Below are 24,922 nucleotides of genomic sequence, written 5' to 3' on the forward strand. Positions count from 1 at the left end.
CTGTCAGCAGCCATGACACTTCAAATTTCCTACCCCGCAGAGCTGCCCGTCTCCGAGCGCCGCGAGGACTTGATGGCGGCCATCGCCGCAAACCAAGTGACCATCATCGCCGGCGAAACCGGTTCCGGCAAGACAACCCAGATCCCCAAAATGTGCCTGGAACTCGGCCTCGGGGACAAGGGCTTGATCGGCCACACCCAGCCGCGCCGCCTTGCCGCGCGTACCGTTGCCGAACGCATCGCCTTCGAAATGGGCGTGGAGATAGGCCAGGAAGTGGGCTTCCAGGTCCGTTTCACCGGCGAAGTCAGCAGGGCTACCAAAATCAAGCTGATGACCGACGGCATCCTGTTGGCCGAGATCCAGCGGGACAAGCTCCTGCGCAAGTACAGCGCCATCATCATCGACGAGGCACACGAGCGCAGCCTCAACATCGACTTCATCCTGGGCTACCTCAAGCGGATCCTGCCGCAAAGGCCGGACCTGAAGGTCATCATCACCTCGGCCACCATCGATCCCCAGCGTTTCGCGAAGCATTTCGGCAGCGAAGACGAACCTGCGCCTATCATCGAGGTCTCGGGCAGGACCTACCCGGTGGAAATCCGCTACCGTCCGCTGTCCCAACCAGCCGGCGGCAGTGCCTCCGGCGAAGATGAGGACGCTTCCGACGACGAGCTTGAGGAGGACCGCGATCCCCTCGACGCCGTGTGCGACGCCGTCGACGAGCTCGCCCTTGAGGCTCCGGGAGACATCCTGGTGTTCTTCTCCGGCGAGCGCGAAATCCGCGACGCGGCGGAAGCCCTGAACGGCCGGATCCAAGCCAACCGCAGGCTGGCGGGCACGGAGGTCCTCCCGTTGTTTGCCCGTTTGAGCCTGCAGGAGCAGCACAGGGTCTTCAACCCGGGCGGCAAACGGCGGATCATCCTTGCCACCAACGTCGCGGAAACTTCCCTGACGGTGCCGGGCATCAAATACGTCATCGACACCGGCACGGCCCGCATCTCGCGTTACTCGCACCGCACCAAAGTGCAACGGCTGCCGATCGAACGTGTTTCGCAGGCATCGGCAAGCCAGCGTTCCGGCCGCTGCGGTCGCGTGTCCGAGGGTATCGCCATCCGGCTCTATTCCGAGGAAGACTTCGAGTCCCGCCCACCGTTCACTGATCCGGAGATCCTGAGGACCAACCTTGCCGCGGTCATCCTGCAGATGACCGCCATGGGCGTTGCCCGCGGCCCCAAGGACGTCGAGAACTTCCCCTTTGTTGAGCCGCCGGACTCCCGTGCCATCAACGACGGCGTCACGCTGCTGCGCGAACTCGGCGCCCTCAGCGCCGCGCGCACGGGCGACGGCGGCGCTCCCCCGGCCATCGACGGCGGCAACGCGCGCACGGGGGGCGGCGCAGAAAACCGGGGCGGCCTGACCGCCGTCGGGCAGAAATTGGCCCAACTCCCGGTCGACCCCCGGCTCGGCAGGATGATTGTGGAAGCCGGAAAGCGCGGCTGCGTCAAGGAAGTCATGATCCTGGCAGCTGCCTTGACCATCCAGGATCCGCGCGAGCGCCCGAGCGATAAGCAACAGCTTGCCGCCGAGAAGCACGCGCGCTTCCGGGACGAGAACTCGGACTTCACCGGATTCCTGAATCTGTGGAACTACATCCAGGAAAAGCAACAGGAGCTCTCCTCCACGCAGTTCCGCCGGCTGTGCAGGAACGAGTTCATCAACTACCTGCGCGTCCGCGAATGGCAGGATCTCTTCCAACAATTGCGCCAGCTCGCCAAGCCGCTGGGAATCACCATCGACAACAAGCGCGAGGCCGACCCCGTAGGCAACAACGAGGGAATCCACATCAGCCTGCTCTCGGGGCTACTGAGCCACATCGGCATGCTGGATGAACGCAAGCGCGAATACGCCGGAGCACGAGGCAGCCGATTCGCCATCTTCCCGGGCTCGGCGCTGTTCAAGAAGTCGCCCGCTTTCGTGATGGCCGCGGAATTGGTTGAAACAAGCCGGCTCTGGGCCCGGGTCGCGGCGAAATTCGATCCCTTGTGGGCCGAGCAAGTTGCACCCGATCTCGTGAAGCGCTCCTACAGCGAACCCCACTGGTCCACCCGGACGGGCTTGGTCATGGCGCACGAGAAGGTGATGCTCTACGGAGTTCCCATCATCCCGAACCGCCGCATCAACTACGGCAGGATCGACCCCGAGCTCTGCCGCGAACTCTTCATCCGGCATGCCCTGGTAGAAGGCGACTGGAAGACCCACCACAAATTCTTCCACCGCAACCGCGCCTTGCTCCACGAGATCGAGGAACTCGAGACGCGGATGCGCCGCCGGGACATCCTGGTGGATGACCACACGTTGTTCGAGTTCTACGACGCCAGGATCGGCAAGGACGTGGTTTCCGAACGCCACTTCGACAAATGGTGGAAGGAAGCCCGCCAGCAGGACCCCACCTTGTTGGACTTCGACCAATCGCTGCTCATCAGCGAGGACGCCGAAGCGCTGGACGATTCCGCCTACCCGAAAACCTGGCTGCACAAGGGCTTTGAGCTGCCCCTGAGCTACGAGTTCCATCCGGTAGCTCCCGGTTCCCCGCCCAATCCCTCGGACGGCGTCACAGCCGAGGTTCCCGTGCTGTTCCTCAACCAGCTCGACGACGCCGCCTTCCGATGGCAGATACCCGGCCAGCGGGTGGAGCTCGTTACCGCCTTGATCAAGTCGCTGCCCAAACAGATCCGCAAGAACTTCGTGCCGGCCCCGGACGTGGCCCGGCGAGCGGCTGCTGCCTTGGAAACCGACTTCGATCCCGCCACGGACGATCTTGAAACCTCGCTCGAGCTGGTGCTGCGCCGTATCCGGGGACACATCATTCCTCCGGGATCGTGGAATTGGGACGCTGTGCCGGCGCACCTCCGCGTCAGCTTCAAGGTAGTGGACAGCCGCGGCAAGGTGCTCGACGAAGGCAAGGACCTCGCCGCACTCCAGGAACAGCTTGCCCCGGCTACCCGCCGGGCCATCGCCGAATCCCTCGGGGCAACACCGGCGACGACGGCACGCGCCAACGGTCCGAAGGGCGCCCCAAATGCCGGCGGTACCGGATCAAGCGGCGGAAACGGCCGCGGCGGGACGACCCAGCAGTCCGCCGGTTTCCTGTCCGAGCAAACCGGGCTGACCGAGTGGACTTTCGGAGCTATCGAACGCCAAGTGACGCGCACGGTGAAGGGGCACGATGTCACGGGCTTTCCCGCTCTCGTGGATGAGGGAAAATCCGTTGCGTTGCGCGTGTTCCAGACCCGGGCGGAGCAGGAACCGGCAATGCGCGGCGGCGTTATCCGGCTGCTCGCCCTGCGCGTTCCCGCCCCGGACCGCTACGTCCTGGAACATCTGAACAACACGGAGAAGTTGACGTTCAGCCAGAACCCTCACGGCTCGGTGAGCGCCTTGATCGCGGACTGCGTCCTGGCGGCCGTCGACAAGCTGACTCCGGCCGAACTTCCTTGGGACAAGGCGGCGTTCGATGCCCTGTACGAACTGGTCCGCGCGGAACTGATCGACACCGTCTTCACGGTGACCGCCGTCGTCGAACGCATTTTGGGGAGCACCCGGCGGATAGAGAAGCAACTCAAGGGCAGCACGAGCCTCGCCTTGATCAGCGCGCTCAACGACATGAAGAGCCAGCTGGAGCAGCTCGTGTTCCCCGGTTTTGTGGCACGGACGGGCTACGCCCAATTGAGCCAGCTGCCCCGGTATCTGGCCGGAATCGAGAAGCGCCTCGAAAAGCTCCCGAACAATGTCCAGCGCGACGGGCTGAACATGTCGGTAGTTCAGGCGTTGGAAGACGACTACGACGACGCCGTCTCCGCGCTGCTGCCGGGCCGACGGGCAGGAGCTGAGTTAACACGGGTGCGCTGGATGATCGAGGAGCTGCGCGTGAGCCTTTTCGCCGTCGAGCTCGGCACGGCCTACTCCGTCTCGGAAAAGCGCATCCGGACGGTTCTCAACCAGGCGCTGGCACCCGCGTAACCGGGGCGCCGACGCTCGCTCACCTATACACGCCTTCCCCCCGACGCTCGCTCACCTATACACGCCTTCCCCCGACGCTCGCTCACCTATACCGCCGCATTCCTGCCAGAGGTGAGCGAGCGTTTGAGAAAAACACCACATAGGTGAGCGAGCGTTTGAGAAAAACACCACATAGGTGAGCGAGCGTCACCCCGGAACCGGGTCGCCGGACCGCAAGGGTGCTGCCACTTCGGCGGCTTCTCCGGGCCTCAATCCGCCGGAACGAACTCTCGGTGCCCGGCGGCGACGAGGCCGGCGCGGAGTTTCGCCGCGTTCGCGTCGAGCCGCGCAGGGTCCGGGTTGTGCTCTACGGTTCCGAAGTCGAAATCGGCCAGGGAGGTTGCCGGGAAGACGTGCACGTGGAAGTGCTCCACTTCGAATCCCACTACGGAGAGGCCTGCCCGTGGTGCGCCAAACGCCTCCACTTGTGCCTTGCCGATTGTCTGCGCGACGGACATGACTTTGTTGAGGAGCTCAGGGGGGACGTCGGTCCAGCGGTCCACCTCTTGGCGCGGCACCACGAGCGTGTGGCCGTCTGTAAGCGGGGCGATGGTCAGGAAGCCGACGACGTCGTCGTCCTTCCAGACAAAACGTCCGGGAATCTCGCCGTTGATGATCTTGGTAAACAGGGTGCTCATACGTCTGCCTTTTCCGAAGCGGGCTGAAGGGTCTTGGTATCGAGGACGAAACGGTATTTGACGTCGCCGGCAACCATGCGGTCGTAGGCTTCGTTGAGTTGCCGGGCAGTAACGACTTCGACGTCGCTTACTACGCCGTGCTCGGCACAGAAGTCCAGCATTTCCTGGGTCTCGGCAATACCGCCGATCAACGAGCCTGCATAGGAGAGGCGGCGCCGGATCAGCGCGCCGGGGCTGACGGGGGGCATGTCCGTGGGAGGGAGCCCCAATTGGAAGAGGGCCCCGTTCAGCCGCAAGGTGCGAAAGTACGGGTTGAGGTCATGGGGCGCCGCCACAGTGTCGATAATGACGTCGATGGTGCGGTTGGCGCCTTCCATTGCCTCGGGATCCTTCGAGAGGATCACGTCGTCGGCGCCAAGTTCTATTGCCGCCTCGAACTTGGCCTCCGAGGTGGTGAAGACCACTACGTGCGCCCCCATGGCCTTCGCAATCTTGACCGCCATGTGGCCCAGCCCGCCGAGTCCGACGACGCCTACGACGTCACCCTCCTCGACGTCGAAGTAGCGCAGCGGCGAGTAGGTCGTGATACCCGCGCAGAGCAACGGCGCCGCCGCTGCAGGGTCAAGGCCCTCTGGCACCCGGAGCACGAAGCGGCGGTCAACCACCACCGAGGTGGAGTACCCGCCCTGGGTGATGGAGTTGCCGTTCCGCGCGTCCTTCACCCCATAGGTGCCGACGTTTCCGCGTTCGCAATACTGCTCCAGGCCTTCGAGGCAGCTGCCGCACTCGCGGCAGGAGTCCACCATGCAGCCGACGCCCACCAGGTCTCCCGGCGCGAAGTCGTCGACGGCGGAGCCAACGCTGCGGACCCGGCCCACGATTTCGTGGCCGGGGACCAGCGGATAGTCCTGGGCCCCCCATTCGCCCCGTGTCGCGTGGACATCGGAGTGGCAGAGGCCGCAGAAATCGATCTCGATCTCGACGTCGTCTTCCTTGGGAACGCGGCGGGCCACGGTCAGCGGGACAAGACCGCTGTCCGCAGAAGTGGCGCCGTATGCGGCCGCCAGTGTCGGCGTGCCGTGCGCACCGGGTGTTGATGGCGCGCCGGGTGTTGATGAGGCGGCCTCCGCTGTCTCGTCAGCCACGACGAGCGGCTTGCCAAGGGGTGGAGGAACGGGGCGTCCGGGAGTCATGCCTCGACGCTACCCCTGCGGGCTGATTTATTGCCACTCTGCGCTGCCACGCCCTCCGGCTTCGCTTCGGCCATGGTTCACTGACCCGCAGATCCCAGCGGCGCTGCTCCAGTGAGCACCTGGTTGGAGTCGAGCGAGGACCACTGCGAAAAGGAGCCCGGGAAGAGTGCCGCCCTGAATCCGGCGATTTCCAGGGCAGCGATCTCGTGGGCTGCCGTTACGCCGGAGCCGCAGTAAACCGCTACCTTGCTGCCCTCGTCGATGCCCAGGGCCGCAAATCTATTGCGGAGCTGGGCTGCGCGGAGGAACGTGCCGTCCGGTCCGAGGTTTCCGGCTGTGGGGGCGCTCAGCGCGCCGGGAATGTGTCCCGCGCGGGGATCAATGGGTTCGATTTCGCCGCGGTAGCGCTCCCCGGCCCGGGCATCGAGAAGAATTCCGTGGTTGTGCCACTCCGCTGCCTCGTCCATGGTGATCGCATCCATGTGGCCGTGTCCCAGCACCACATCGCCAGGAACCGGCGGCTGCTCGTCCTGCGCCAACGGGTGGCCGGCCGCGCGCCAGGCCCCCAATCCGCCGTCGAGCAGGAAGACGGAGTGGAAACCGGCGTCCCGAAGCAGCCACCACAACCGCGCCGCGGCGGTGCTGCCGCTGTCGTCGTACGCAACCACGGTATCGCCGTCGTTGATGCCCCAGGCCCGGGCGCTCCGCTGCAGCGCAGCGGTGGGCGGCAACGGGTGCCTGCCCCGGCCCTCGGCCGATGGATCGGCGAGTTCGTTGTGCAGGTCCACATAGACCGCGCCGGGAATGTGGGCCTGGCGGAAGTGCGAATGGCCGTGCGGATCGCCCAACACCCACCGAACGTCGAGCAAAACAGTCCGCTTACCCGCGTCCATGCGGTCCTTGAGCGAGGCTACGTCAATGATCGTGGCCATCAAATCTCCTTCGTTTCGCTGTGTCTACCAAACGACGTGGAAGCTGCCGCCGTGCAGCTGCCAACCGGCTACCAGCCTATCCTTGGGCGGCCGTCGCCGCCGGTAGGCTGGATCGGTGAGCACTCTACGCAACCAGGACCGGGCATGGGCCAGCGAGGCAATCCGACGCATCGAAGCCGAGAATAACCGCTCGGCGGACACGCACCTCTACGCGGTGCCACTCCCGGAACACTGGGGTGTCCAGCTCTACCTCAAGGACGAGTCCACGCACCGTTCGGGCAGCCTCAAGCATCGCTTGGCCCGCTCGCTCTTCCTCTACGGCCTGGTCAACGGCTGGATCACGGAAGGGACCACCATTGTTGAGGCTTCCAGCGGGAGTACCGCTGTGTCCGAGGCGTACTTCGCCAGGCTGATCGGGCTTCCGTTCATCGCCGTGATGACCCGCACTACCAGCCCCGAAAAGATCGCCCTCATCGAAGAGTTCGGTGGCGCCTGCCTCCTCGTGGACCACGCCTCGGAGGTCTATGCGATGGCCGAGGAGGTTGCCCGGACTTCCGGCGGTTACTACATGGACCAATTCACTTTTGCTGAGCGCGCCACCGACTGGCGGGGCAACAACAACATCGCGGAATCGATCTTCGAGCAGCTGGCCCTCGAAGAGCATCCGGTGCCCGAGTGGATCGTGGTGGGCGCCGGCACCGGCGGAACCAGCGCCACCATCGGCCGGTACTTGCGGTACCACTGCCACTCGACCCGGCTGGCAGTGGTCGATCCCGAAAATTCCGCGTTCTATCCCGGATGGCGCGACGGCGTCCCGGACTACTCGACGGGCATGCCCTCCAGGATCGAAGGCATCGGACGGCCGCGCATGGAGCCCAGCTTCGTCCCGGCCGTCATCGACACCATGATCCAGGTTCCCGATGCGGCCTCGGTGGCCGCTATGCGGCACCTCCGCAGGCTGGCCGGGCTGCACGCCGGGCCTTCCACGGGAACCAACCTGTGGGGCGTTTGCCAACTGATTGCCGAGATGGTGGCCCAGGGAAAGCGCGGCAGCATTGTGTCGCTCATGTGCGACGCCGGCGATCGCTACGCGGGGAGCTACTACAACCCGGACTGGCTAGCCGAGCGTGGACTGGATCCGGCCCCGTACGAGGCCGTGCTGGCTGACTTCTTCGAGACAGGCATCTGGCCGCCCAGGATGTAGGCGCCCGCGGCGGACTGAGCTAGACCTCCACCGATTCCCGCGGCGACAACCTGGCATAGCTGGTACCGTACTTCGCGCCGATCCTGGTCACATGGGCCTCCACCAATCCGCGTCCCAGTTCGTTGAGCAGGCCATCGTGGACCGGATAGGCCTTGGGCGCGCGGACCGCGATCACGAAGTCAACCACCTCGCCCACTTTTGACCACGGCGCATGGATTGGCACCAGCAGGGTTTGTACGGCGATGCCATCAGGGACAACGAACGAGTCCCCCGGGTGGAAGACGTTTTCGTCCACGAGGTAGCCGATGTTGGCCACGACCGGAATCTGCGGGTGGATGAGGGCATGTTGGCCTCCGAAGGAACGAATCGCGAAGCCCCCCGCTTCAAAGGACGTCCCGGGTTCGACGGCGTGTACCCGATCGCCGCCGTCGCCCGCCTTCACGGCCAGCTGGGAAGCGACTCCCGAGGGTGCGTGCACCTGCAGTCCGGGGTTTCCCTTGAGGGCCCCGACGACGGCGTCCGCGTCAACGTGGTCAGCGTGCTCATGGGTGATCAGCACCGCGTGGGCGCCGGCGAGGGCTTCCTCGGACTCGGAAAAAGTCCCGGGGTCGATCACGAGGACCTGGCTGTCCTTTTGCAGGCGGACACAAGCGTGGGTGAACTTGGTGAGCTTCATGCAGCCAGCCTAGGGCGGGCCTCCAATGGTGTCCACGAACCGACGTCGGAGCGTGGCCTGCTGGTAACGTTGGTATTTGCGAACATCCACATCGAAATGAGTCCACGAATGTCACAGGGCGCCCATGCCGCCACGTCCGGGCCCGCAGCCCGGTCGCTTCCGGATGCGAAGGATCCCGCCGTCAAGGAGCAGCGCGTCACCAAGCAACGCCTTGCGGTCAGCGCCGCCCTGGACGAACTTGACGACTTCGTGAGCACGCAGGAACTGTACCGGCTGCTCCAGAACCAGGGCGTTTCGGTGTCGCTGGCAACGGCGTACCGCATTCTGCAGTCGCTTGCCGACGACGGCCTTATCGATGTGCTGAGAAATGCCGATGGCGAAGCCGTCTACCGCCGCTGTGCCGTCACGGGCCACCACCACCACCTGCTGTGCCGCAATTGCGGCAAGGCCGTCGAAGTGGAAGCTCCAGCCGTCGAGACGTGGGCGGCCCGGGTGGCTGCCGAGAACGGCTACACCGAAGTGGCGCACACGGTGGAGATTTTCGGTCTCTGCCCTGAGTGCACTGCTAAGAAGGCTGCGGGCCTGCTCTAGCCGGCTACCGCCTGGTCCTGGACGGCCTGGCCCACGGCGGCGTGGGGACGGACGATCCTGCCGTTGATTCCCCGTTTGGCCCGTACGTTGCCGATGATCCGGCACACCACATAGATCAGGAACGACAAAGTGGTGACATACGGGCTGATCGGAATCCGGCTGCCGAGCGCCAGGAGAATTCCACCCACTGTGGCGGTAATCGCAAAAACCACGCTCAACAAGACCACGAGCCGCGGCGAAGTAGTCACCCGCAGGGCAGCAGCCGCGGGCGTGATCAACAATGCCAGGACCAGAAGCGCGCCGACTATCTGGATGGACAGGGCAACGCTGACGCCGAGCAACACCATGAAGGCAATCGCCAAGCCACGGACAGGCACTCCCCTGGCTTCCGCCATCTCGGGGTCCACGCTCGCGAAGCTGAGCGGGCGCCAAATTGCGGCCAGTGCGAGCATGACCACCACAGCCGTGCCTGCCAGGACCTGGAGCTGGACAGTATCCACCGAAACGATCTGGCCGGTCAGTAGCCCGAACTTGTTGGCAGCCCGGCCCTGGTAGAGGGCCAGGAACAAGATGCCAAGGCCCAGCCCGAACGGCATGATGACGCCAATGATCGAGTTCTTGTCCCGCGCCCGGACGCCCATGAGTCCCAGAAGCAGCGCAGCCGCGACGGATCCCGCGAGCGAACCTAAAATGATGTCCGCCCCGATGAGCAGGGCGAAGGAGGCACCGGCGAAGGACAACTCCGAAATGCCGTGCACCGCGAAGGCGAGGTCCCGCTTCATGACGAAAGTGCCGATGAGCCCGCCGAGCAGGCCTAGGACTGCACCGGCCCAGATGGAATTCTGGACGAGCGCCAGCAGTTCGCCATAGTTTTCAAAGTTGAAGATGGTGTGCAGGATGCTTCCGAGATCCATTTAGTGACCTTCCTCCACACCCGCGTGGGCGTCATCGTGGTAGTGGGTCGTCGCGTCCGGAAGCCCGACGACGACGATCCTGCCGTTCGCGCGGATGACCTCAACGCGGCTGTTGTACAGCTCGGACAGGACCTCGGTGGTCATGACCTCCTCCGGTGTTCCGACCCGGAACCTGCCGCCTGCAAGGTAGAGAACCCGGTCGACGTAGTCGATGACCGGGTTGATCTCGTGGGTCACGAACACGACGGCGCTGTTCCGCTCGTGGCATTGCTGGTTGATGAGGGCACTCACGGCCTGCTGGTGGTGCAGGTCCAAGGACAGCAGCGGTTCGTCACAGAGCAGGAGTTCAGGCGCCGCGGCAAGGGCTTGCGCAACACGGAGCCGCTGTTGCTCGCCGCCGGACAATTGGCCAAGCGGCACGCGGGCGTAGTCGCTCGCCCCCACCAAGTCCAGGAGCGAGTCGACGCGTTCATTGACGGCTTTGGCCTTGATCCGCAGGCCCCAGCGGTGGCCGTCGACGCCGAGGGCAACCAGGTCCCTGGCACGCAAGGGCGTATCCGGAGCAAAGGACTTCTGCTGCGGAATGTAGCCGATCTTCCGGCTGCCACGTTCCACGGGACGTCCGGCCACGGTCACCGTCCCCGAGTGAAGCTGCTGCAAACCGAGGAGGACTTTGAGGAAGCTGGTCTTGCCGCTGCCGTTGGGGCCGAGCACAGCGAAGAACTCACCCGCCTGGATGTCCACGTCGAGGTCCTTCCAGAGGGCCCGTTGGCCAAACTGGAGGCCCGCGCCGCGAAGGCTCACTACCGGTGTCAAAAAGATTCCTCGATCCATGGGGTTCGCGAAGCGATGGTGCTGGTGGCCTGCTCTTGGATGAATAGAGAGGGCCCCGCAGCCGCCCTGTATATCTTAGGACGATTGCGGGGCCGGTCTGTTCTTATTTTCCGGCGCCGTTTACTTGTTCAGGGCAGCGGCAACGTTGCCCACATTGTCCGTCATCCAGGCGATGTAGTCCTTGCCCTCGGGAAGTGTCTCGGTGAAACCGATCACCGGAACACCGGCGGCGGTTGCGGCGGCCTTCAGCTTTTCCGTCTCGGCGCTTGCAGTCTGTTCGTTGTACGCCACGAAGCGAACGGACTTCGACGAAATCAGATCGCTCGTTTCTTTGACTGCTGCCGGGGGAACGTCCGAGCCGACCTCAATGGCGTGGCTGAATTCCTCCGGCGTCTTGTTCTCCAAGCCTGCAGCTTCAAGCAAATACCCGGGAACAGGCTCCGTGATGGCGACCGGAGCGGAACCCTTGGATGACTTGATTTCAGCGACTTTTGCGCTGAGTCCGGTCAGCGAGGACTTGAACTTGTCGGCGTTGGCAGTAAAGGTCCTGGCATCGGCCGCATTCAGGCTTCCAAGCTTCGCAGCGACGGCGTCGGCCACTTTCGCCATGGCGTCGAAATTATACCAGACGTGCTCGTTGAACCCTTCCGGCACCGCTGAGGCGGATGTGCTGCTCGTCGCCGCGGGAAGGAGCCCCGAAACGTTGACCGCAGTGATCGTCTTGTCCGCAGCCACCTTGCTGTCATCGGCCAGCTTGCTGAAGAAGTCGTCGTAGCCCGCGCCGTTGTCGATCACCAATTGGGCTTTGGAGACGGCCAGTTTGTCCTGGGTGCTTGCCTCGTAGGAGTGCGGATCCTGGCTGGTCTTGTTGATGATGGACGTGACAGACACCTTGTCACCGCCGACGCTCTTGGCGATGTCGCCGTACACGCTGGTGGAGGCGACGACGTCGATCACTCCGGAGGACGACGACGGCGCCGTCGCGGCGGGTGCCGAGCATGCGGCAAGCAGGACGGCAACGGCCGCGCACGCAGCAGGCACTGCGGCAAGGGAAAGACGGGCGGCGGTACGGCGCACGGGAAACCTCGGATCTACCGAATCAAGCACAACAGGGGGACTCAAATGAGTGTACCCACAAATGGGAATGATTCCTATTTAGAATTCCAGCCGGGTCCTGCCGGCCCCTTGGGGCCGGCAGGAGGCTACGCTGACTCGGGTCCGCCCAGCCGCCGGATTCCCCTGGCCTGGGTGGCGTCACGGATCTCGCCCACAAGCTGCTCGATAACGTCCTCCAGGAACAACACTCCCAGGGTCGCGCCGCCGGTCCCCACGACACGGCCCAAGTGCGAGCCGGTCCGCTGCATCACTGCCATGGCATCTTCAATTTCGTCCTCGGGTGCGAGGTTCACGAGGGACCGGATCCGGCTTTCCGCGATCGGATAGCGGCGTCCTTCCTCGGGGATGGACAGCACATCCTTGATGTGCAGGTAACCGGTCAACTCGCCGTCGTCGTCCAACACGGGGAAGCGGGAGAAACCGGTGCGGCTGACCGCCTTCTCGAGTTGCCGCGGCGTAGAGCCGGGCTTGAGCGTTACCAGTTTGTCCAGCGGCACCATGATGTGCGCCGCGGTGTGCTCGGAAAATTCCAAAGCGCCGCTCAGCAAGCCGGCGTCGTCGTCAACGAGCCCGTGGCGGGTCGATTCCTGCACGATCGACTGCACTTCTTCGAGCGTGAAGGAGGAGGTCACCTCGTCCTTGGGCTCGATTTTCATCAGTCGAAGGATGCGGTTTGCCAGCCAGTTCAGAGTCCAGATGACGGGCTTCACGAAACGGGCCACGTGGACCAATGGCGGCGCCAGCAGCAACGCGGCCTTGTCTGCGACCGAAACAGAGATGTTCTTGGGTACCATCTCGCCAAAGGTCACATGCAGGAAGGTGACCGCAAGCAAGGCAACCGCAAAAGCGATAACGTCTGCCAACTCAACAGGGACACCTACGGACTCCAGCGGCGCCCCCAGCAAATGGTGGATGGCAGGCTCGGCCACGAGGAGAATCAGCAAGGAACACACGGTGATGCCGAGCTGGGCACACGCCAACATCAGCGAGACGTGTTCCATCGCGTACAGAGTCGTCTGCGCGCGTTTGGAACCGCGTTGGGCCAAAGGCTCAATCTGGCTGCGGCGTGCGGACATCACGGCAAACTCCGCGCCGACAAAGAAGGCGTTGCCGATCAACAGCACCACGAGCCACAGGATTCCTACCCAGTCGCTCATGCGGCACGTCCTTTGCGACTGGTTTTGGCCATGGGGTTGCCAACGGTATCGCCTGCCGAACCGCCGGAGCCCTTACTCAACCGTTTGCCCGCCTGCTTCCTGCTTTGCCATCCGCTCGAATCGCTTTGGGTAGCGCCTTTATCGTCGTCGCCGTCATCGTCGGTGTCGGGCGCCGTGGGGTGGAAGCAAATGCGGTCGATCCGGCGACCGTCCATACGGGTGACGGCCAAGGTGCCGCCTCCGGCCTCCACGACGTCGCCTACCAACGCGATCCGTCCAAGTTGGCTCATGACGTAACCACCCACGGTCTCGTAGGCGGGGTCGTCGGGAACCGTGAGGCCCGGGATCTGCTCACTGACCTCGTCCGGGCGCAAGAGTCCAGGGAAATACCAGTCCCCCGAGGCGCTCTGCAGCAGTCCAGGACGGACTTTGTCGTGCTCATCCGCAACTTCGCCGACGATTTCCTCCACCAGGTCCTCAAGGGTCGCGATCCCCGCGGTTCCGCCGTACTCGTCAAGCACGACCGCGAGTTGCAGGTTGCCCTCGCGAAGTTCCAAAAGCAGAGCGTCAAGGTGGATGGTCTCGGGAACGCTGAGGACCTCGGACATGATTGCTCCGGCTTCCAGCCGGCTCCTGCGTTCCGACGGGACGGACACGGCTTTCTTGATGTGCACCACGCCCCGGATGTCATCGGCCGATTCGCCGATGACCGGGAAGCGCGAATATCCGGTCCGCCGCGCCGCTTCGATGATGTCCGATACCGGCTGGTCGGCGTCGATGGTTTCCATGCGGATGCGGGGCGTCATGACGTCCGCCGCCGTACGTGCCGAGAAGTTCAGGGTCCGGGCAACAAAGTTGGCCGTGCCGGCGTCGAGGGTTCCCAGCTCTGCTGAACGGCGCACGAGGGAGGCCAGTTCAGAAGGCGAGCGGGCACCCGAGATCTCTTCTTTGGCCTCGAGTCCCACGAGGTTGAGCACCTTGTTCGAGAAACCATTAAGCACAACGATTGCGGGCTTGAACACGGCTGTGAACATCAGTTGCGGGCGGGCCAACGCCCGGCCCAGCGGGAATGCCAAGGCCAGGGCCATGTTCTTCGGGACGAGTTCGCCGATCAGCATCGACAAAACGGTGGCGAAGGTCATGGCCAGGATGAGTGACAAGGACTGCGCAGCGGCCTCAGGCAGCCCGGCCCAAAGCAGCGGTCCGTGCAGGAGGGAGCCGACGGATGGCTCCATGACGAAGCCGGTCAACAAGGTGGTGAGGGTGATCCCCAATTGGCAGCTAGAGAGCTGGGTGGAGAGGGATTTCAGGCATTTGAGCAACGCCGCGGCGGCATGGTCGCCGCCGTCGACCGCTCTTTGGACCGTTGACTGGTCCAGCGCCACGAGCGAAAATTCGACCGCGACAAAGAAGCCGGTACCCAGAATAAGGAGCACGCCGGCCAGAAGGAAAAGCCACTCCATCAGAGGCCGCCGGATGGTGCAAGCGGCTGGAGCAGGGCGCCAGGAAGACTAATGGCTGGTTGACCCGGCGGAGGTTGGTCGGACGCTGCGGAAGAACTATCCGCCGGCCTGCCGGCCTGGAGCTCCGGGGTGCGATGGGCATGTGTACGGGCATTGCCGGCTCTGTGGGCGCGTTGCTCGGAGATAGCCGAACGGCTTCCCCTGCAGCTCCCAGGCCGGCACCTAGAATTACTGTCCATAAGAATTCAAGTCTACAGTCCGGCCGCGGCGCGGCTTCACGCGACTTCACCGGCCGGGTTCGAGATCTGCGGCGCTAAAACGGCAGGAAAAACCCGGGAAAGAAGATGCACCTCGGGGCATGGAAGCCGGGGCATATCGCCATCGGCATGATTTAGATCACCACTATTGGCAGATAGCCGTCGCTCGTCACTAGACTGGCTAGGGTCTGAGTTCGCGGGACCCAGACCCTGGCTCGCCTTTGCACCTCCTGCAGTTCCCGGGCCAGCTGGAAATCAACACTCATGGAAGAGGCGTATTTCAAGTGCCAGAGCAGCCAAGCCACCGTCTACCCGAGGAATTTGGCGGAAACGAGTGGCTCGTTGACGAACTGTACGAGCGGTACCAGCAGGACAAGAATTCGGTCGACGCCAAATGGTGGCCGCTTTTCGAGTCCTTCGACACCGCTGACGGCACTTCCTCCAACGGAACCTCCGCAGCCCCTGCAAACCCTCCCACTCGTGAAATTCCTGTCGTGGCACAGGCCGCCGCAACGGCAATGACGCCGGCCGCGCCTGTGGTTGCCCCGGCAGCCCCCGCACCTGCTCCGGTTGCTCCCGCAGCACCGGCCAAGAAGGCTCCGGCCACTGTCGCCAAGGACGGCGCGCAGAAGCCATCCGACGGCAGCCAGTCCCAGCCGATCCCGGCGCAGCTCCCCAAGAGCACCAAGGCTCCCACTCCCCCGGAAGAGGACGTCGTCTCCGTCCTCCGCGGTCCGGCCAAGGCCATTGCGTCCAACATGGTCTTGAGCCTTGAGGTTCCTACTGCCACGAGCGTCAGGGCCGTTCCAGCCAAACTCCTGATCGACAACCGCGTCGTCATCAATTCCAACCTCGCCCGCGCCCGTGGCGGCAAGGTCTCCTTCACCCACCTCATCGGCTACGCAGTGGTCCGCGCCCTGTCCCAGTTCCCGTCGATGAACGTGTACTACGACGAAGTAGATGGCAAGCCCGTTGCCGTGCAGCCCGCACACGTCAACTTCGGCATCGCCATCGACATGCCCAAGCCCGATGGCACGCGCCTCCTGATGGTTCCCAACATCAAGAAGGCCGAAACCATGAACTTCGCGGAGTTCTGGCACACCTACGAAGACCTCATCAAGCGTGCGCGCAACGGCAAGCTCACGGCGGACGACCACGCGGGGACCACAGTATCCCTGACAAACCCGGGTGGCATCGGTACCGTGCACTCCGTGCCCCGGCTCTCCAAGGGCCAGTCGGCCATCATCGGCGTCGGAGCCCTCGACTACCCGGCTGAGTGGCAGGGCGCCAGCGAGAAGATCATCGCCCAGAACGCCATCAGCAAGATCCTCACGCTGACGTCCACGTACGACCACCGCGTCATCCAAGGCGCCGGAAGCGGCGAGTTCCTCAAGCTCGTCCACCAGCTCCTCCTCGGTGCCCAGAACTTCTACGACGAGATCTTCGAAGCACTCCGCATCCCCTACGAGCCCGTCCGTTGGAGCCCCGACCTCCAAGTCGACCCCGCCGACGAGATCAACAAGGTTGCCCGCATCCAGCAGTTGATCCACTCCTACCGGGTCCGCGGCCACCTCATGGCCGACACGAACCCGCTCGAATACGTCCAGCGCAAGCACCCGGACCTCGACGTGCTGACGTATGGCCTCACCCTGTGGGACCTGGACCGCGAGTGGCCTACCGGCGGATTCGGCGGCAAGCCCATGCTCAAGTTCCGCGACATCCTCGGCGTCCTCCGCGACGCTTATTGCCGCACTACGGGCATTGAGTACATGCACATCCAGGAGCCTGAAGAACGCAAGTGGTTCCAGGACCAGGTGGAGCACCCGTACTCCAAGCCGAGCCGCGAAGAGCAGCTTCGCATCGTCTCCAAGCTCAACGCAGCAGAGGCCTTCGAGACCTTCCTGCAGACCAAGTTCGTGGGCCAGAAGCGGTTCTCCCTCGAAGGCGGCGAATCGCTGATTCCGCTGCTGGACACCATCATTTCCGACGCCGCCGACGACGGACTCGACGAAGTAGCGATCGGCATGGCCCACCGTGGCCGCCTCAACGTGCTCACCAACATCGCGGGCAAGACGTACGCCCAGGTGTTCCGCGAGTTCGAAGGCACCCAGGACCCCCGCTCCGTGCAGGGCTCGGGCGACGTCAAGTACCACCTGGGCACGGAAGGAACGTTCACTTCGGACAACGGCAATGAGACCAAGGTCTACCTCGCCGCCAACCCGTCCCACCTTGAAGCGGTTGACTCTGTGCTTGAAGGCATTGTCCGGGCCAAGCAAGACCGGCTGGACCTTGGCGAAGCGTTCCCCGTGTTGCCGATCATGGTCCACGGCGATGCCGCCTTTGCCGGCCAGGGCGTTGTGGCGGAAACCCTCAACTTGTCCCAACTGCGTGGTTACCGTACCGGTGGAACCATCCACATCATCGTGAATAACCAGGTGGGCTTCACCACCGCACCGTCGTCGTCGCGATCCTCGACGTACTCCACCGACGTGGCCAAGATGATCCAGGCTCCGGTCTTCCATGTGAACGGTGACGACCCCGAGGCCGTCGTGCGCATCGCGCAGTTGGCCTACGAGTTCCGCCAGCGCTTCCACAAGGACGTCATTGTGGACATGGTGTGCTACCGCCGCCGTGGACACAACGAGGGCGACGACCCCTCGATGACGCAGCCGCTCATGTACAACCTCATCGAAGCCAAGCGCTCCGTCCGCAAGCTCTACACGGAATCCCTCATCGGCCGTGGCGACATCACCGAGGACGAAGCCGAACAGTTGCTGCGCGACTACCAGGAACGCCTCGAACGCGTCTTCGCGGAGACCCACGCGGCGCAGACTTCGCCTATCCCGATCATCACGGCGGATTCCGCAGCGGTTTCGGACATCGAGCGTCCCATCGCCCAGCAGGCGGACTTCGGCACCAACGCGCCGGCCACCACCGCCATTTCAGCCGAAATGCTGCAGAGGATCGGCCAGGCGCACCTCGACATTCCGGACGGCTTCACGGTCCACTCCAAGCTCAAGCAACTGCTTGAGAAGCGCGAGCAGATGTCCCGCGAAGGCGGCATCGACTGGGGCTTCGGCGAGATCGCGGCTTTTGGTTCGCTTGTCATGGAAGGCGTACCCGTCCGCCTTGCCGGCCAGGACTCCCGCCGTGGCACGTTCGTGCAGCGTCACGCCGTCTTCCACGACCGCGCCAACGGGCGCGAATGGATGCCGCTGGGCAACCTGAGCGACGAGCAGGCCAAGCTGTGGATCTACGACTCCTTGTTGTCCGAATACGCAGCCATGGGCTTCGAATACGGCTACTCCGTGGAACGCCCAGACGCATTGGTGTTGTGGGAAGCCCAGTTCGGTGACTTCGTCAACGGTGCACAGACCATCATCGACGAATTCATCTCCTCGGCCGAGCAGAAGTGGGGCCAGCGTTCCTCGCTCGTGCTCATGCTGCCTCACGGCTACGAAGGCCAGGGGCCGGACCACTCGTCCGCGCGCATCGAGCGCTTCCTGCAGCTTTGTGCTGAGGACAACATGATCGTGGCGAACCCCACCACTGCCGCCTCGCACTTCCACTTGTTGCGCCGGCAGGCCTACAGTCGTCCGCGCAAGCCGCTCATCATCTTCACCCCGAAGCAGCTTTTGCGCCTCAAGGGTGCGGCTTCTGCGGTGGAGGACTTCACCACGGGCGGCTTCAAGCCGGTTATCGGCGAACATGAGCCCCTTCAGGCACAGAACGTTGACCGCGTGATCCTGGTTTCCGGCCGTCTCTATTACGATCTCCTGTCGAACCGCCAGAAGACCGGCGACACCTCGACGGCAATCATCCGCCTGGAGCAGCTGTACCCGCTGCCCCAGGCCCAGATCGAGGCGGAACTGGCCAAGTACCCGAACGCCGACATCGTCTGGGCGCAGGACGAACCCGCCAACCAAGGTCCATGGCCGTTCATCGGCTTGAACCTGCCGCAGGCACTGGACCGCAAGGTCCGGCTCGTTTCGCGTCCGGCATCGGCCTCCACGGCAGCCGGTTCCATGAAGCGCCACAGCGCCGAACAGGCCACGTTGCTGAAGCAGGCATTCGAACGCAAGTAAGACGGCAGCTGCCCGGCTGGAGGTTCAATACCCGCTTCCAGCCGGGCAGTTCTGTTTAATGGAACAAGTGTCCGGTGATACAGCCGCCCGGCCGGGCACAGTGCAAGGACCGCAACGTTTGGTGAAGAGGTAACTGTGGAAGACAGGAAGCTGCGCATCGCAGCTGTTGGTGATGAACTACTCGCCGGGCTCGGTGATCCCAGGGCCTTGGGCTGGCTCGGACGGGTTCTTGCACGGACTCCACAGGACTCCGTCCTTGTGGAAAGCTACTCTCTTCCCTGCCCCATGGAGGGCACAGAAGGCCTTGCGGCGCGCTGGCTCGACGAAGCCGGGAGACGCTTCAGCAACGTCCACGAAAACCGCTTGGTCATCGGCCTGTCCGGCCGCGACATCGAATTCGGTGTCTCCACAGCACGCAGCCGCCTCAATCTGGCCAATATCCTGGACGGGGCGTCCCAAAGCAACATCGAAGTATTCGTCGTCGGTCCGCCGCCCACGCTGGACCCGGCCAAAAACCGTCGGATCGCGGATCTCAACGCGGCATTTGCGGACGTCACCACCCGCCGCAACCATCACTACGTCGACACGTTCTCGCCCTTGCTCAACCACGAACAATGGCGCACGGACCTCGCCGCGAATGGCGGCACCCCCGGCCAGGCGGGCTATGGACTCATGGCCTGGCTCGTGTTGCACCGCGGTTGGTTCCAGTGGCTGAGGATCGCCCAGCCGGAATAGCCGGGGCCTTAGACAGCCCCTCTCGCGCAGCGCCCATTGCCAACTTCGATATCGCGATATATCGTGTTTACATAAACGCGATATATCGCAATGTCCACAGTGCAGCAATGGAGGGGTCATGTCAGAAGAAAACTGGACCGTTACCGGTCCGCAGACCATCGACGTCGACGGCGTCCGCTCACTCAAGCTGGGGATCGTCAAGGGCCGCTTCGACGTCGTCACCCACGACGAAGCAATCACCAGGATCGAAGTCTCGGAGATCGCCGGCGATCCACTGAGCGTCAGCCTCATTGACGGCCGGCTCGAAGTCCGCCACCAGTTGCACGGCCCCCAGGGCTGGTTCCGCAACCTGATGGGGACCGTCAACAACACCAGCACCAACACGATCGTCATCAGCATCGCGCTGCCAGCCGGCGTCGACGTCGAAGCAGGAACCGTGGGCGGCGACGGCATGGTGTCGGGCGTCAGCGGTCATATCCGACTCAATACAGTTTCCGGGTCAGTCCTCGCGGACGGCACGCGGGGCGAGCTCCACGTCAACACCGTCAGCGGTGAAGTCATCGCCCGGAACCACGACGGCGTCATGACCGCCAAGAGCGTCTCGGGCGAAGTCACGGCTTCGGGCCGCTTCAAGAATATCCGGGCCAATACCGTCAGCGGCGACCTCAGCTTCGACCTTCACGGCTACACCCAGGACTTCGGAGCCAATTCCGTTTCCGGCGACCTCACCATCCGCCTGCCTCATGATGTGGGCGTGGACATCGTGGCCAAAACGGCCGGTGGCACTGTGATGATCGATGACCAGCTCTACGCGCAGTCAGGCGGAAGGGTCCAGACCATCGTTGGCCCCGACGAGCGGCTCATGGTGGCACGTACCAATTCCGTGTCTGGAAAGACCTCCATCATCCATGGCAGTGCGCCAACACCTGGAACAACGCACTCAGTCCCCGGAGAAGAGGAAGCCTGATGCCGCCCGTCTTTGCCCACGGAGCACTTAGGCTCTACCTGCTAGCACTCCTGGAATCTGGTCCCAAGCACGGCTACGAGCTCATCAAGGCCCTCGGCGAACGCTTCGGCGGGACCTACTCCCCCAGTGCAGGAACCATCTACCCGCGCCTTGGCAAACTCGAGGAGGAGGGCCTTGTAGCCACCAGCAGCGACGGGCGCCGCACCAACTATTCGATCACCGCGGCCGGACTGGCGGAGCTCAACAGCCGGCGGCAGGAACTGGCCGACGTCGAGGACAACATTTCCGCCTCGGTGCGGCGGTTGGCCGACAATCTTCGCGACGATATCCGCAGCAACATGCGCGGCTTGCGTGCAGACCTGGCCGCGACTGCCGAAGCCGCGCGAGCCAATGCGAAGTCCGCGGAATTCCAGTCATGGGCCGGAAGCTACTCTCCGGAGGGACACCGCATCCTGAAGGAAGCCGAAATGATGGTCCAGTCCTTCCGCGATGACATACGCGTGGAGCTACGGCAGCACGCCGGCTCCAAGGCCCTGACTCCGATTGCCCTCGAAACCGTGCGCACCGTCCTGGACCAGGCCAGGATCTCCATCCGGAATTCCCTGCGCGGCTGAGTCCGGATTCCCGCCGGCCTGGCCGGCACGGTTCGCGGGGCGGCCCCGTGATGTGGGAGACTGGAGGGCAGCTTTATTGAGTATCAAGAATCTAAGGAGGCCAGCTATGAGCAAGCGTGCACGTAAGCGTCGTGACCGTAAGCGCGGCGGCGCAAACCACGGCAAGCGTCCCAACACCTAAGCCAGCGGCTTAGCGTAAGACTTAATGCGGAGGGCCCCGGAAACCATCAGGTTTCCGGGGCCCTTGCCGTTCAAGCCTCTTAGACGTCCACGGACTTCATAGCGTGGATCCTGTCCAGGATCGAGTTCTTGAGATTCTCAGGAGCCGCTTCCGTACAGGAGCGCTTTACCACGGTGCGGATGACGCACTCAAGGTCGTATTGCTCGGTGCACTCCGGGCAGTCTTCCAGATGCACTTTGATCTCCGCGATGTCCTCGCGGGTCAACGCACCATCGAGGTATTCGTAGATACGCTGCATCCGAGCATCGTCGCAGTCGCCCAATCCTTGGCAGCTCATTTCCTTTTCTCCTGTTTTTTGCTTGTGGCCGCGCCCACGGCCAAGGCCTTTTCTTCCGCGCCGGCGCGGATTCCCCGCTCTGCGGCATAGTCCGCCAGCAGATCGCGCAACATTTTCCTGCCGCGATGAAGCCGGGACATGACCGTCCCGATCGGGATATTCATGATGTCTGATATTTCCTTGTATGCGAATCCTTCGACATCAGCGAAGTACACCGCGAGCCGGAATTCCTCCGGAATGGACTGCAAGGCGCTCTTTACGTCCGAGTCCGGCAAATGGTCCAGTGCCTCCGCCTCCGCAGAGCGCAGCCCCGCGGACGTATGGGATTCCGCCCGCGCCAGCTGCCAGTCCTCGATGGTGTCCGAATTCGACTGCAACGGTTCGCGCTGCCGCTTCCGGTAGAGGTTGATGTACGTGTTGGTCAGGATGCGATACAGCCACGCCTTGAGGTTGGTGCCCGGCTTGTACTGGTGGAAGGCTGAGAAGGCCTTGGTGTAGGCCTCCTGGACCAGGTCCTCGGCGTCGGACGGATTCCTGGCCATGCGCATGGCAGCCGAATAGAGCTGGTCGACATACTGCATGGCGTCGCGTTCGAAGCGCGCCCTCCGTTGCTCGGGGGTCTCGGTTGCGAAGTCCACTGCAATCTCGACGTCGGCCTCAACAGTGGCGTCGCCGTCGGACGTTGCGTCCGTGACGTCGGTCGCTGCTTTGTACATGGCCGCTGCGGCCGGATCCATGGTGCTCATTGCATCCAAGTCTACTGTCACCCTCCGGGAGTCCCTTGGCAGCTCCCGCCCAAGCGCCAAGTGTTCCTCGCGGTCTTTAACCAAGGCCAAAAAACCATCTCCACTCAAACGACATGACCGCGCGGCACAATGCACGCGCCACAATCCAAGGTCCAGCCCATACCGCACCTTCTCTTGACAACGGCAGGCTTCGGGCAAATATTCCGCAAAGATGCAAGACTAGATCCGACTGCACCCCGTGAACACCGCACCACTTGAACGCAACACCACTTGAACACTGTGGCAAGCCATCCAGGAGGCAAAACATGTCCCTCGTCCGTTTTCTCGCCAGGCCAATGTTGGCTTCCAGTTTTGTCGTCGCAGGGCTGGACAAGCTCAAGAACGCGGATGACACTGCCAAACAGCTCTCTCCGCTGCTCCGCCGCGCTTCCGAGTCGCTGCCTTTCCCGGCGGACGAGAAAGTGCTGGCGCGGGTCATCGGCGGCGCGCAAGTGGGCGCCGGCGCCTTGCTGGCCCTCGGCAAATGTTCCCGGTTCTCGGCAAGCCTGCTTGCCGGCATTTCGGTCCTGAATACCTTTGTCGAATGGCGTTCTGCCGACATCAGCACCAAGGAAGGCCGGCTCGCCCGCCGCGCCCAGTTGCTCAAGAACATTTCGCTGACAGGTGGCGTATTCCTTGCCGCCGTCGACACCGCGGGCAAACCGAGCCTCGCATGGCGCGCCGAACACCTTGCCATGGACGCCAAGAAGGCCACGGGCAAGCAGTTCAAGAAGACAGACCGGGCCGTCCGCAAGGCCGTAGACAACGCAGTTGGAGCATAAGGAAGCATGCCAGGAACCCCCTCGACGCAGACAGACGATTCAGGGAGCACCACAGCCTCCGCACTCCCCCTGTGGCCGGCACCCTTCGCCAGCCACCCCGTGGATGCCACGGTCACGGTTCCTGGTTCGAAGTCGCTGACCAACCGCTATCTGGTCCTGGCGGCATTGGCCAACGGCCCAAGCAGGCTGCGGGCACCCTTGCATTCACGGGATTCGGCACTCATGGTCGAGGCCCTCCGCCGGCTTGGCGCCACCATTACCGAGGTTCCCGGCGATGGACACTACGGCCCGGACCTTGAAGTCACTCCGATCGACCCCGTGGCTGTCGCGTCGGAGACCGCCATCGACTGTGGCCTGGCCGGCACGGTCATGCGTTTCGTGCCGCCGCTCGCGGCCCTGCGCAACGGCGCTTCGGTGTTCGACGGCGATCCCCACGCACGCCAACGTCCCATGGGCACCATTATCGAGGCCCTCCGGACACTCGGGCTGGAAGTCAGCGCACTGGACGGGCACGCGGCGAGCTCCCTGCCGTTCAAAGTATCCGGCACGGGCTCTGTCCGCGGTGGCCACCTGGTGATCGATGCGAGCGCCTCGTCGCAGTTCGTCTCCGCCCTGTTGCTGGTCGGTGCCCGGTTCGATGAGGGCCTTCACCTGGAACATGTCGGCAAACCCGTACCGAGCCTTGACCACATCAACATGACCGTCTCGGTCCTGCGCGGCGTCGGAGTGCAGGTGGATGACTCCGTGCCGAACCATTGGCGCGTCGCCCCCGGTACCATCCAGGCGTTCGACGAGAGGATCGAGCAGGATCTCTCTAACGCGGGTCCCTTCCTCGCCGCGGCGTTGGCCACGAAGGGAACTGTCCGGATTCCCAACTGGCCGGCCAACACCACGCAAGTCGGGGACCTCTGGCGGGACATCCTCGCCGCCATGGGTGCCACTGTCACGCTGGACAACGGCACGCTGACAGTCACCGGCGGACCGGAGATCCTTGGCGCGGACTTCGACGAAACCAGCGAACTCGCCCCTACCGTTGCGGCATTGTGCGCCCTGGCAACCAGCCCTTCCCGGCTCACCGGCATCGCTCATTTGCGGGGCCACGAAACGGACAGGCTGGCTGCTTTGGTCGCCGAAATCAACCGGCTTGGCGGCGACGCCGAGGAAACCAGCGACGGCTTGGTGATCCGGCCCGCGGCGCTGCACGCCGGCGTCGTGCGCAGCTATGCCGACCACCGCATGGCTACCGCGGGCGCCATCCTTGGGCTCGCCATCGAGGGTGTCCAGGTCGAAGACATCGCGACGACTTCCAAGACCATGCCCGAATTTCCGCAAATCTGGGCATCGATGCTCAGTTCCGGCCCAGCGGGCGCGGACACCGTTTCAACGGAGACAAGCAACTAAC

General features: G+C 63.7%; 21 protein-coding genes. 10 read left to right on the top strand and 11 right to left on the bottom strand.

Annotation, left to right across the window (positions count from 1 at the left end; all coding sequences use genetic code 11):
• The first annotated feature begins 12 nt into the window (after positions 1 to 12).
• The gene (hrpA, locus tag ACSKT0_RS16735) at positions 13 to 4,020 is read left to right on the top strand and encodes an ATP-dependent RNA helicase HrpA (RefSeq protein ID WP_437770774.1); all 4,008 of its coding nucleotides are present in this window, start codon (positions 13 to 15) and stop codon (positions 4,018 to 4,020) included.
• 248 nt (positions 4,021 to 4,268) lie between these two features.
• Here hrpA and ACSKT0_RS16740 read toward each other — a convergent pair whose 3' ends face one another.
• The 3 genes from ACSKT0_RS16740 to ACSKT0_RS16750 all read right to left on the bottom strand — a co-directional run bounded on the left by ACSKT0_RS16740 (position 4,269) and on the right by ACSKT0_RS16750 (position 6,822).
• On the bottom strand, positions 4,269 to 4,697 hold the full coding sequence (locus ACSKT0_RS16740) for an HIT family protein (RefSeq protein WP_437770775.1): 429 nt from the start codon (positions 4,695 to 4,697) through the stop codon (positions 4,269 to 4,271).
• Positions 4,694 to 5,890 carry an NAD(P)-dependent alcohol dehydrogenase gene (locus ACSKT0_RS16745; protein ID WP_437770776.1) on the bottom strand — a complete coding sequence of 399 codons (1,197 nt, stop codon included), beginning with the start codon at positions 5,888 to 5,890 and terminating at the stop codon, positions 4,694 to 4,696. Before ACSKT0_RS16745 ends, ACSKT0_RS16740 begins: the two co-directional genes overlap by 4 nt.
• 77 nt (positions 5,891 to 5,967) lie before the next feature.
• Positions 5,968 to 6,822: a sulfurtransferase gene (locus tag ACSKT0_RS16750; protein ID WP_437770777.1), complete on the bottom strand. Its 855-nt coding sequence runs from the start codon at positions 6,820 to 6,822 to the stop codon at positions 5,968 to 5,970.
• A gap of 115 nt (positions 6,823 to 6,937) precedes the next feature.
• Here ACSKT0_RS16750 and ACSKT0_RS16755 point away from each other — a divergent pair, with 115 nt between their 5' ends.
• On the top strand, positions 6,938 to 8,026 hold the full coding sequence (locus ACSKT0_RS16755) for a PLP-dependent cysteine synthase family protein (protein WP_437770778.1): 1,089 nt from the start codon (positions 6,938 to 6,940) through the stop codon (positions 8,024 to 8,026).
• Positions 8,027 to 8,045: 19 nt separating this feature from the next.
• Here the strand turns inward: ACSKT0_RS16755 and ACSKT0_RS16760 are convergent, their stop codons facing one another.
• Positions 8,046 to 8,702, bottom strand: coding sequence for an MBL fold metallo-hydrolase (locus tag ACSKT0_RS16760; RefSeq protein WP_437770779.1), 657 nt, complete (start codon positions 8,700 to 8,702; stop codon positions 8,046 to 8,048).
• Between the two features lie 108 nt (positions 8,703 to 8,810).
• Here ACSKT0_RS16760 and ACSKT0_RS16765 point away from each other — a divergent pair, with 108 nt between their 5' ends.
• Entirely contained in the window at positions 8,811 to 9,293 is a 483-nt protein-coding gene (locus tag ACSKT0_RS16765; RefSeq protein ID WP_437770780.1) for a Fur family transcriptional regulator, read from the top strand.
• Here ACSKT0_RS16765 and ACSKT0_RS16770 read toward each other — a convergent pair.
• From ACSKT0_RS16770 to ACSKT0_RS16790, 5 genes are all read right to left on the bottom strand, one after another.
• Complete coding sequence (locus tag ACSKT0_RS16770; RefSeq protein WP_437770781.1) at positions 9,290 to 10,207, bottom strand: metal ABC transporter permease; 918 nt, start codon at positions 10,205 to 10,207, stop codon at positions 9,290 to 9,292. The two genes, ACSKT0_RS16765 and ACSKT0_RS16770, sit on opposite strands and share 4 nt — an antisense overlap.
• On the bottom strand, positions 10,208 to 11,041 hold the full coding sequence (locus tag ACSKT0_RS16775; protein ID WP_437770782.1) for a metal ABC transporter ATP-binding protein: 834 nt from the start codon (positions 11,039 to 11,041) through the stop codon (positions 10,208 to 10,210).
• Positions 11,042 to 11,161: 120 nt separating this feature from the next.
• Positions 11,162 to 12,118, bottom strand: a complete 957-nt coding sequence (locus ACSKT0_RS16780; protein WP_437770783.1) for a metal ABC transporter solute-binding protein, Zn/Mn family — start codon at positions 12,116 to 12,118, stop codon at positions 11,162 to 11,164.
• 125 nt (positions 12,119 to 12,243) lie between these two features.
• Entirely contained in the window at positions 12,244 to 13,314 is a 1,071-nt protein-coding gene (locus ACSKT0_RS16785) for a hemolysin family protein (protein WP_345452788.1), read from the bottom strand.
• Positions 13,311 to 14,777, bottom strand: a complete 1,467-nt coding sequence (locus ACSKT0_RS16790) for a hemolysin family protein (protein ID WP_437770784.1) — start codon at positions 14,775 to 14,777, stop codon at positions 13,311 to 13,313. Before ACSKT0_RS16790 ends, ACSKT0_RS16785 begins: the two co-directional genes overlap by 4 nt.
• A 541-nt stretch (positions 14,778 to 15,318) precedes the next feature.
• On the opposite strand from ACSKT0_RS16790, the gene ACSKT0_RS16795 reads away from it, so the two are divergent.
• The 5 genes from ACSKT0_RS16795 (at position 15,319) to ACSKT0_RS16815 (ending at position 21,616) form a co-directional block, all read left to right on the top strand.
• Entirely contained in the window at positions 15,319 to 19,119 is a 3,801-nt protein-coding gene (locus ACSKT0_RS16795) for a multifunctional oxoglutarate decarboxylase/oxoglutarate dehydrogenase thiamine pyrophosphate-binding subunit/dihydrolipoyllysine-residue succinyltransferase subunit (protein WP_437770785.1), read from the top strand.
• A 135-nt stretch (positions 19,120 to 19,254) separates the two neighbouring features.
• The gene (locus tag ACSKT0_RS16800; protein ID WP_236811788.1) at positions 19,255 to 19,854 is read left to right on the top strand and encodes a GDSL-type esterase/lipase family protein; all 600 of its coding nucleotides are present in this window, start codon (positions 19,255 to 19,257) and stop codon (positions 19,852 to 19,854) included.
• A 118-nt stretch (positions 19,855 to 19,972) separates the two neighbouring features.
• Positions 19,973 to 20,821, top strand: coding sequence for a DUF4097 family beta strand repeat-containing protein (locus ACSKT0_RS16805; RefSeq protein WP_437770786.1), 849 nt, complete (start codon positions 19,973 to 19,975; stop codon positions 20,819 to 20,821).
• A complete protein-coding gene (locus ACSKT0_RS16810; RefSeq protein WP_234747938.1) occupies positions 20,821 to 21,435 on the top strand; it encodes a PadR family transcriptional regulator in 615 nt (204 codons plus the stop codon). Before ACSKT0_RS16805 ends, ACSKT0_RS16810 begins: the two co-directional genes overlap by 1 nt.
• A 106-nt stretch (positions 21,436 to 21,541) precedes the next feature.
• Positions 21,542 to 21,616 carry a 50S ribosomal protein bL37 gene (locus tag ACSKT0_RS16815; protein ID WP_369299106.1) on the top strand — a complete coding sequence of 25 codons (75 nt, stop codon included), beginning with the start codon at positions 21,542 to 21,544 and terminating at the stop codon, positions 21,614 to 21,616.
• Between the two features lie 79 nt (positions 21,617 to 21,695).
• On the opposite strand, the gene rsrA is transcribed toward ACSKT0_RS16815, so the two are convergent.
• Entirely contained in the window at positions 21,696 to 21,953 is a 258-nt protein-coding gene (gene rsrA, locus ACSKT0_RS16820) for a mycothiol system anti-sigma-R factor (RefSeq protein ID WP_028264789.1), read from the bottom strand.
• The gene (locus ACSKT0_RS16825) at positions 21,950 to 22,789 is read right to left on the bottom strand and encodes a sigma-70 family RNA polymerase sigma factor (RefSeq protein WP_437770787.1); all 840 of its coding nucleotides are present in this window, start codon (positions 22,787 to 22,789) and stop codon (positions 21,950 to 21,952) included. Before ACSKT0_RS16825 ends, rsrA begins: the two co-directional genes overlap by 4 nt.
• Positions 22,790 to 23,004: 215 nt before the next feature.
• Here ACSKT0_RS16825 and ACSKT0_RS16830 point away from each other — a divergent pair, with 215 nt between their 5' ends.
• On the top strand, positions 23,005 to 23,520 hold the full coding sequence (locus ACSKT0_RS16830) for a DoxX family protein (RefSeq protein ID WP_437770788.1): 516 nt from the start codon (positions 23,005 to 23,007) through the stop codon (positions 23,518 to 23,520).
• A gap of 6 nt (positions 23,521 to 23,526) precedes the next feature.
• Complete coding sequence (gene aroA / locus ACSKT0_RS16835) at positions 23,527 to 24,921, top strand: 3-phosphoshikimate 1-carboxyvinyltransferase (RefSeq protein ID WP_437770789.1); 1,395 nt, start codon at positions 23,527 to 23,529, stop codon at positions 24,919 to 24,921.
• The last annotated feature ends 1 nt before the right edge of the window (position 24,922 follow it).

This window comes from Arthrobacter sp. KNU40 (genome assembly GCF_051515115.1).
GTDB lineage: Bacteria > Actinomycetota > Actinomycetes > Actinomycetales > Micrococcaceae > Arthrobacter.

Coding starts and splice junctions, on each gene's coding strand:
- hrpA (WP_437770774.1), top strand. CDS start 13: ATGACACTTCAAATTTCCTACCCCGCAGAGCTGCCCGTCTCCGAGCGC.
- ACSKT0_RS16740 (WP_437770775.1), bottom strand. CDS start 4,697: ATGAGCACCCTGTTTACCAAGATCATCAACGGCGAGATTCCCGGACGT.
- ACSKT0_RS16745 (WP_437770776.1), bottom strand. CDS start 5,890: ATGACTCCCGGACGCCCCGTTCCTCCACCCCTTGGCAAGCCGCTCGTC.
- ACSKT0_RS16750 (WP_437770777.1), bottom strand. CDS start 6,822: ATGGCCACGATCATTGACGTAGCCTCGCTCAAGGACCGCATGGACGCG.
- ACSKT0_RS16760 (WP_437770779.1), bottom strand. CDS start 8,702: ATGAAGCTCACCAAGTTCACCCACGCTTGTGTCCGCCTGCAAAAGGAC.
- ACSKT0_RS16765 (WP_437770780.1), top strand. CDS start 8,811: ATGTCACAGGGCGCCCATGCCGCCACGTCCGGGCCCGCAGCCCGGTCG.
- ACSKT0_RS16770 (WP_437770781.1), bottom strand. CDS start 10,207: ATGGATCTCGGAAGCATCCTGCACACCATCTTCAACTTTGAAAACTAT.
- ACSKT0_RS16775 (WP_437770782.1), bottom strand. CDS start 11,041: ATGGATCGAGGAATCTTTTTGACACCGGTAGTGAGCCTTCGCGGCGCG.
- ACSKT0_RS16785 (WP_345452788.1), bottom strand. CDS start 13,314: ATGAGCGACTGGGTAGGAATCCTGTGGCTCGTGGTGCTGTTGATCGGC.
- ACSKT0_RS16790 (WP_437770784.1), bottom strand. CDS start 14,777: ATGGAGTGGCTTTTCCTTCTGGCCGGCGTGCTCCTTATTCTGGGTACC.
- ACSKT0_RS16805 (WP_437770786.1), top strand. CDS start 19,973: ATGTCAGAAGAAAACTGGACCGTTACCGGTCCGCAGACCATCGACGTC.
- ACSKT0_RS16810 (WP_234747938.1), top strand. CDS start 20,821: ATGCCGCCCGTCTTTGCCCACGGAGCACTTAGGCTCTACCTGCTAGCA.
- rsrA (WP_028264789.1), bottom strand. CDS start 21,953: ATGAGCTGCCAAGGATTGGGCGACTGCGACGATGCTCGGATGCAGCGT.
- ACSKT0_RS16830 (WP_437770788.1), top strand. CDS start 23,005: ATGTCCCTCGTCCGTTTTCTCGCCAGGCCAATGTTGGCTTCCAGTTTT.
- aroA (WP_437770789.1), top strand. CDS start 23,527: ATGCCAGGAACCCCCTCGACGCAGACAGACGATTCAGGGAGCACCACA.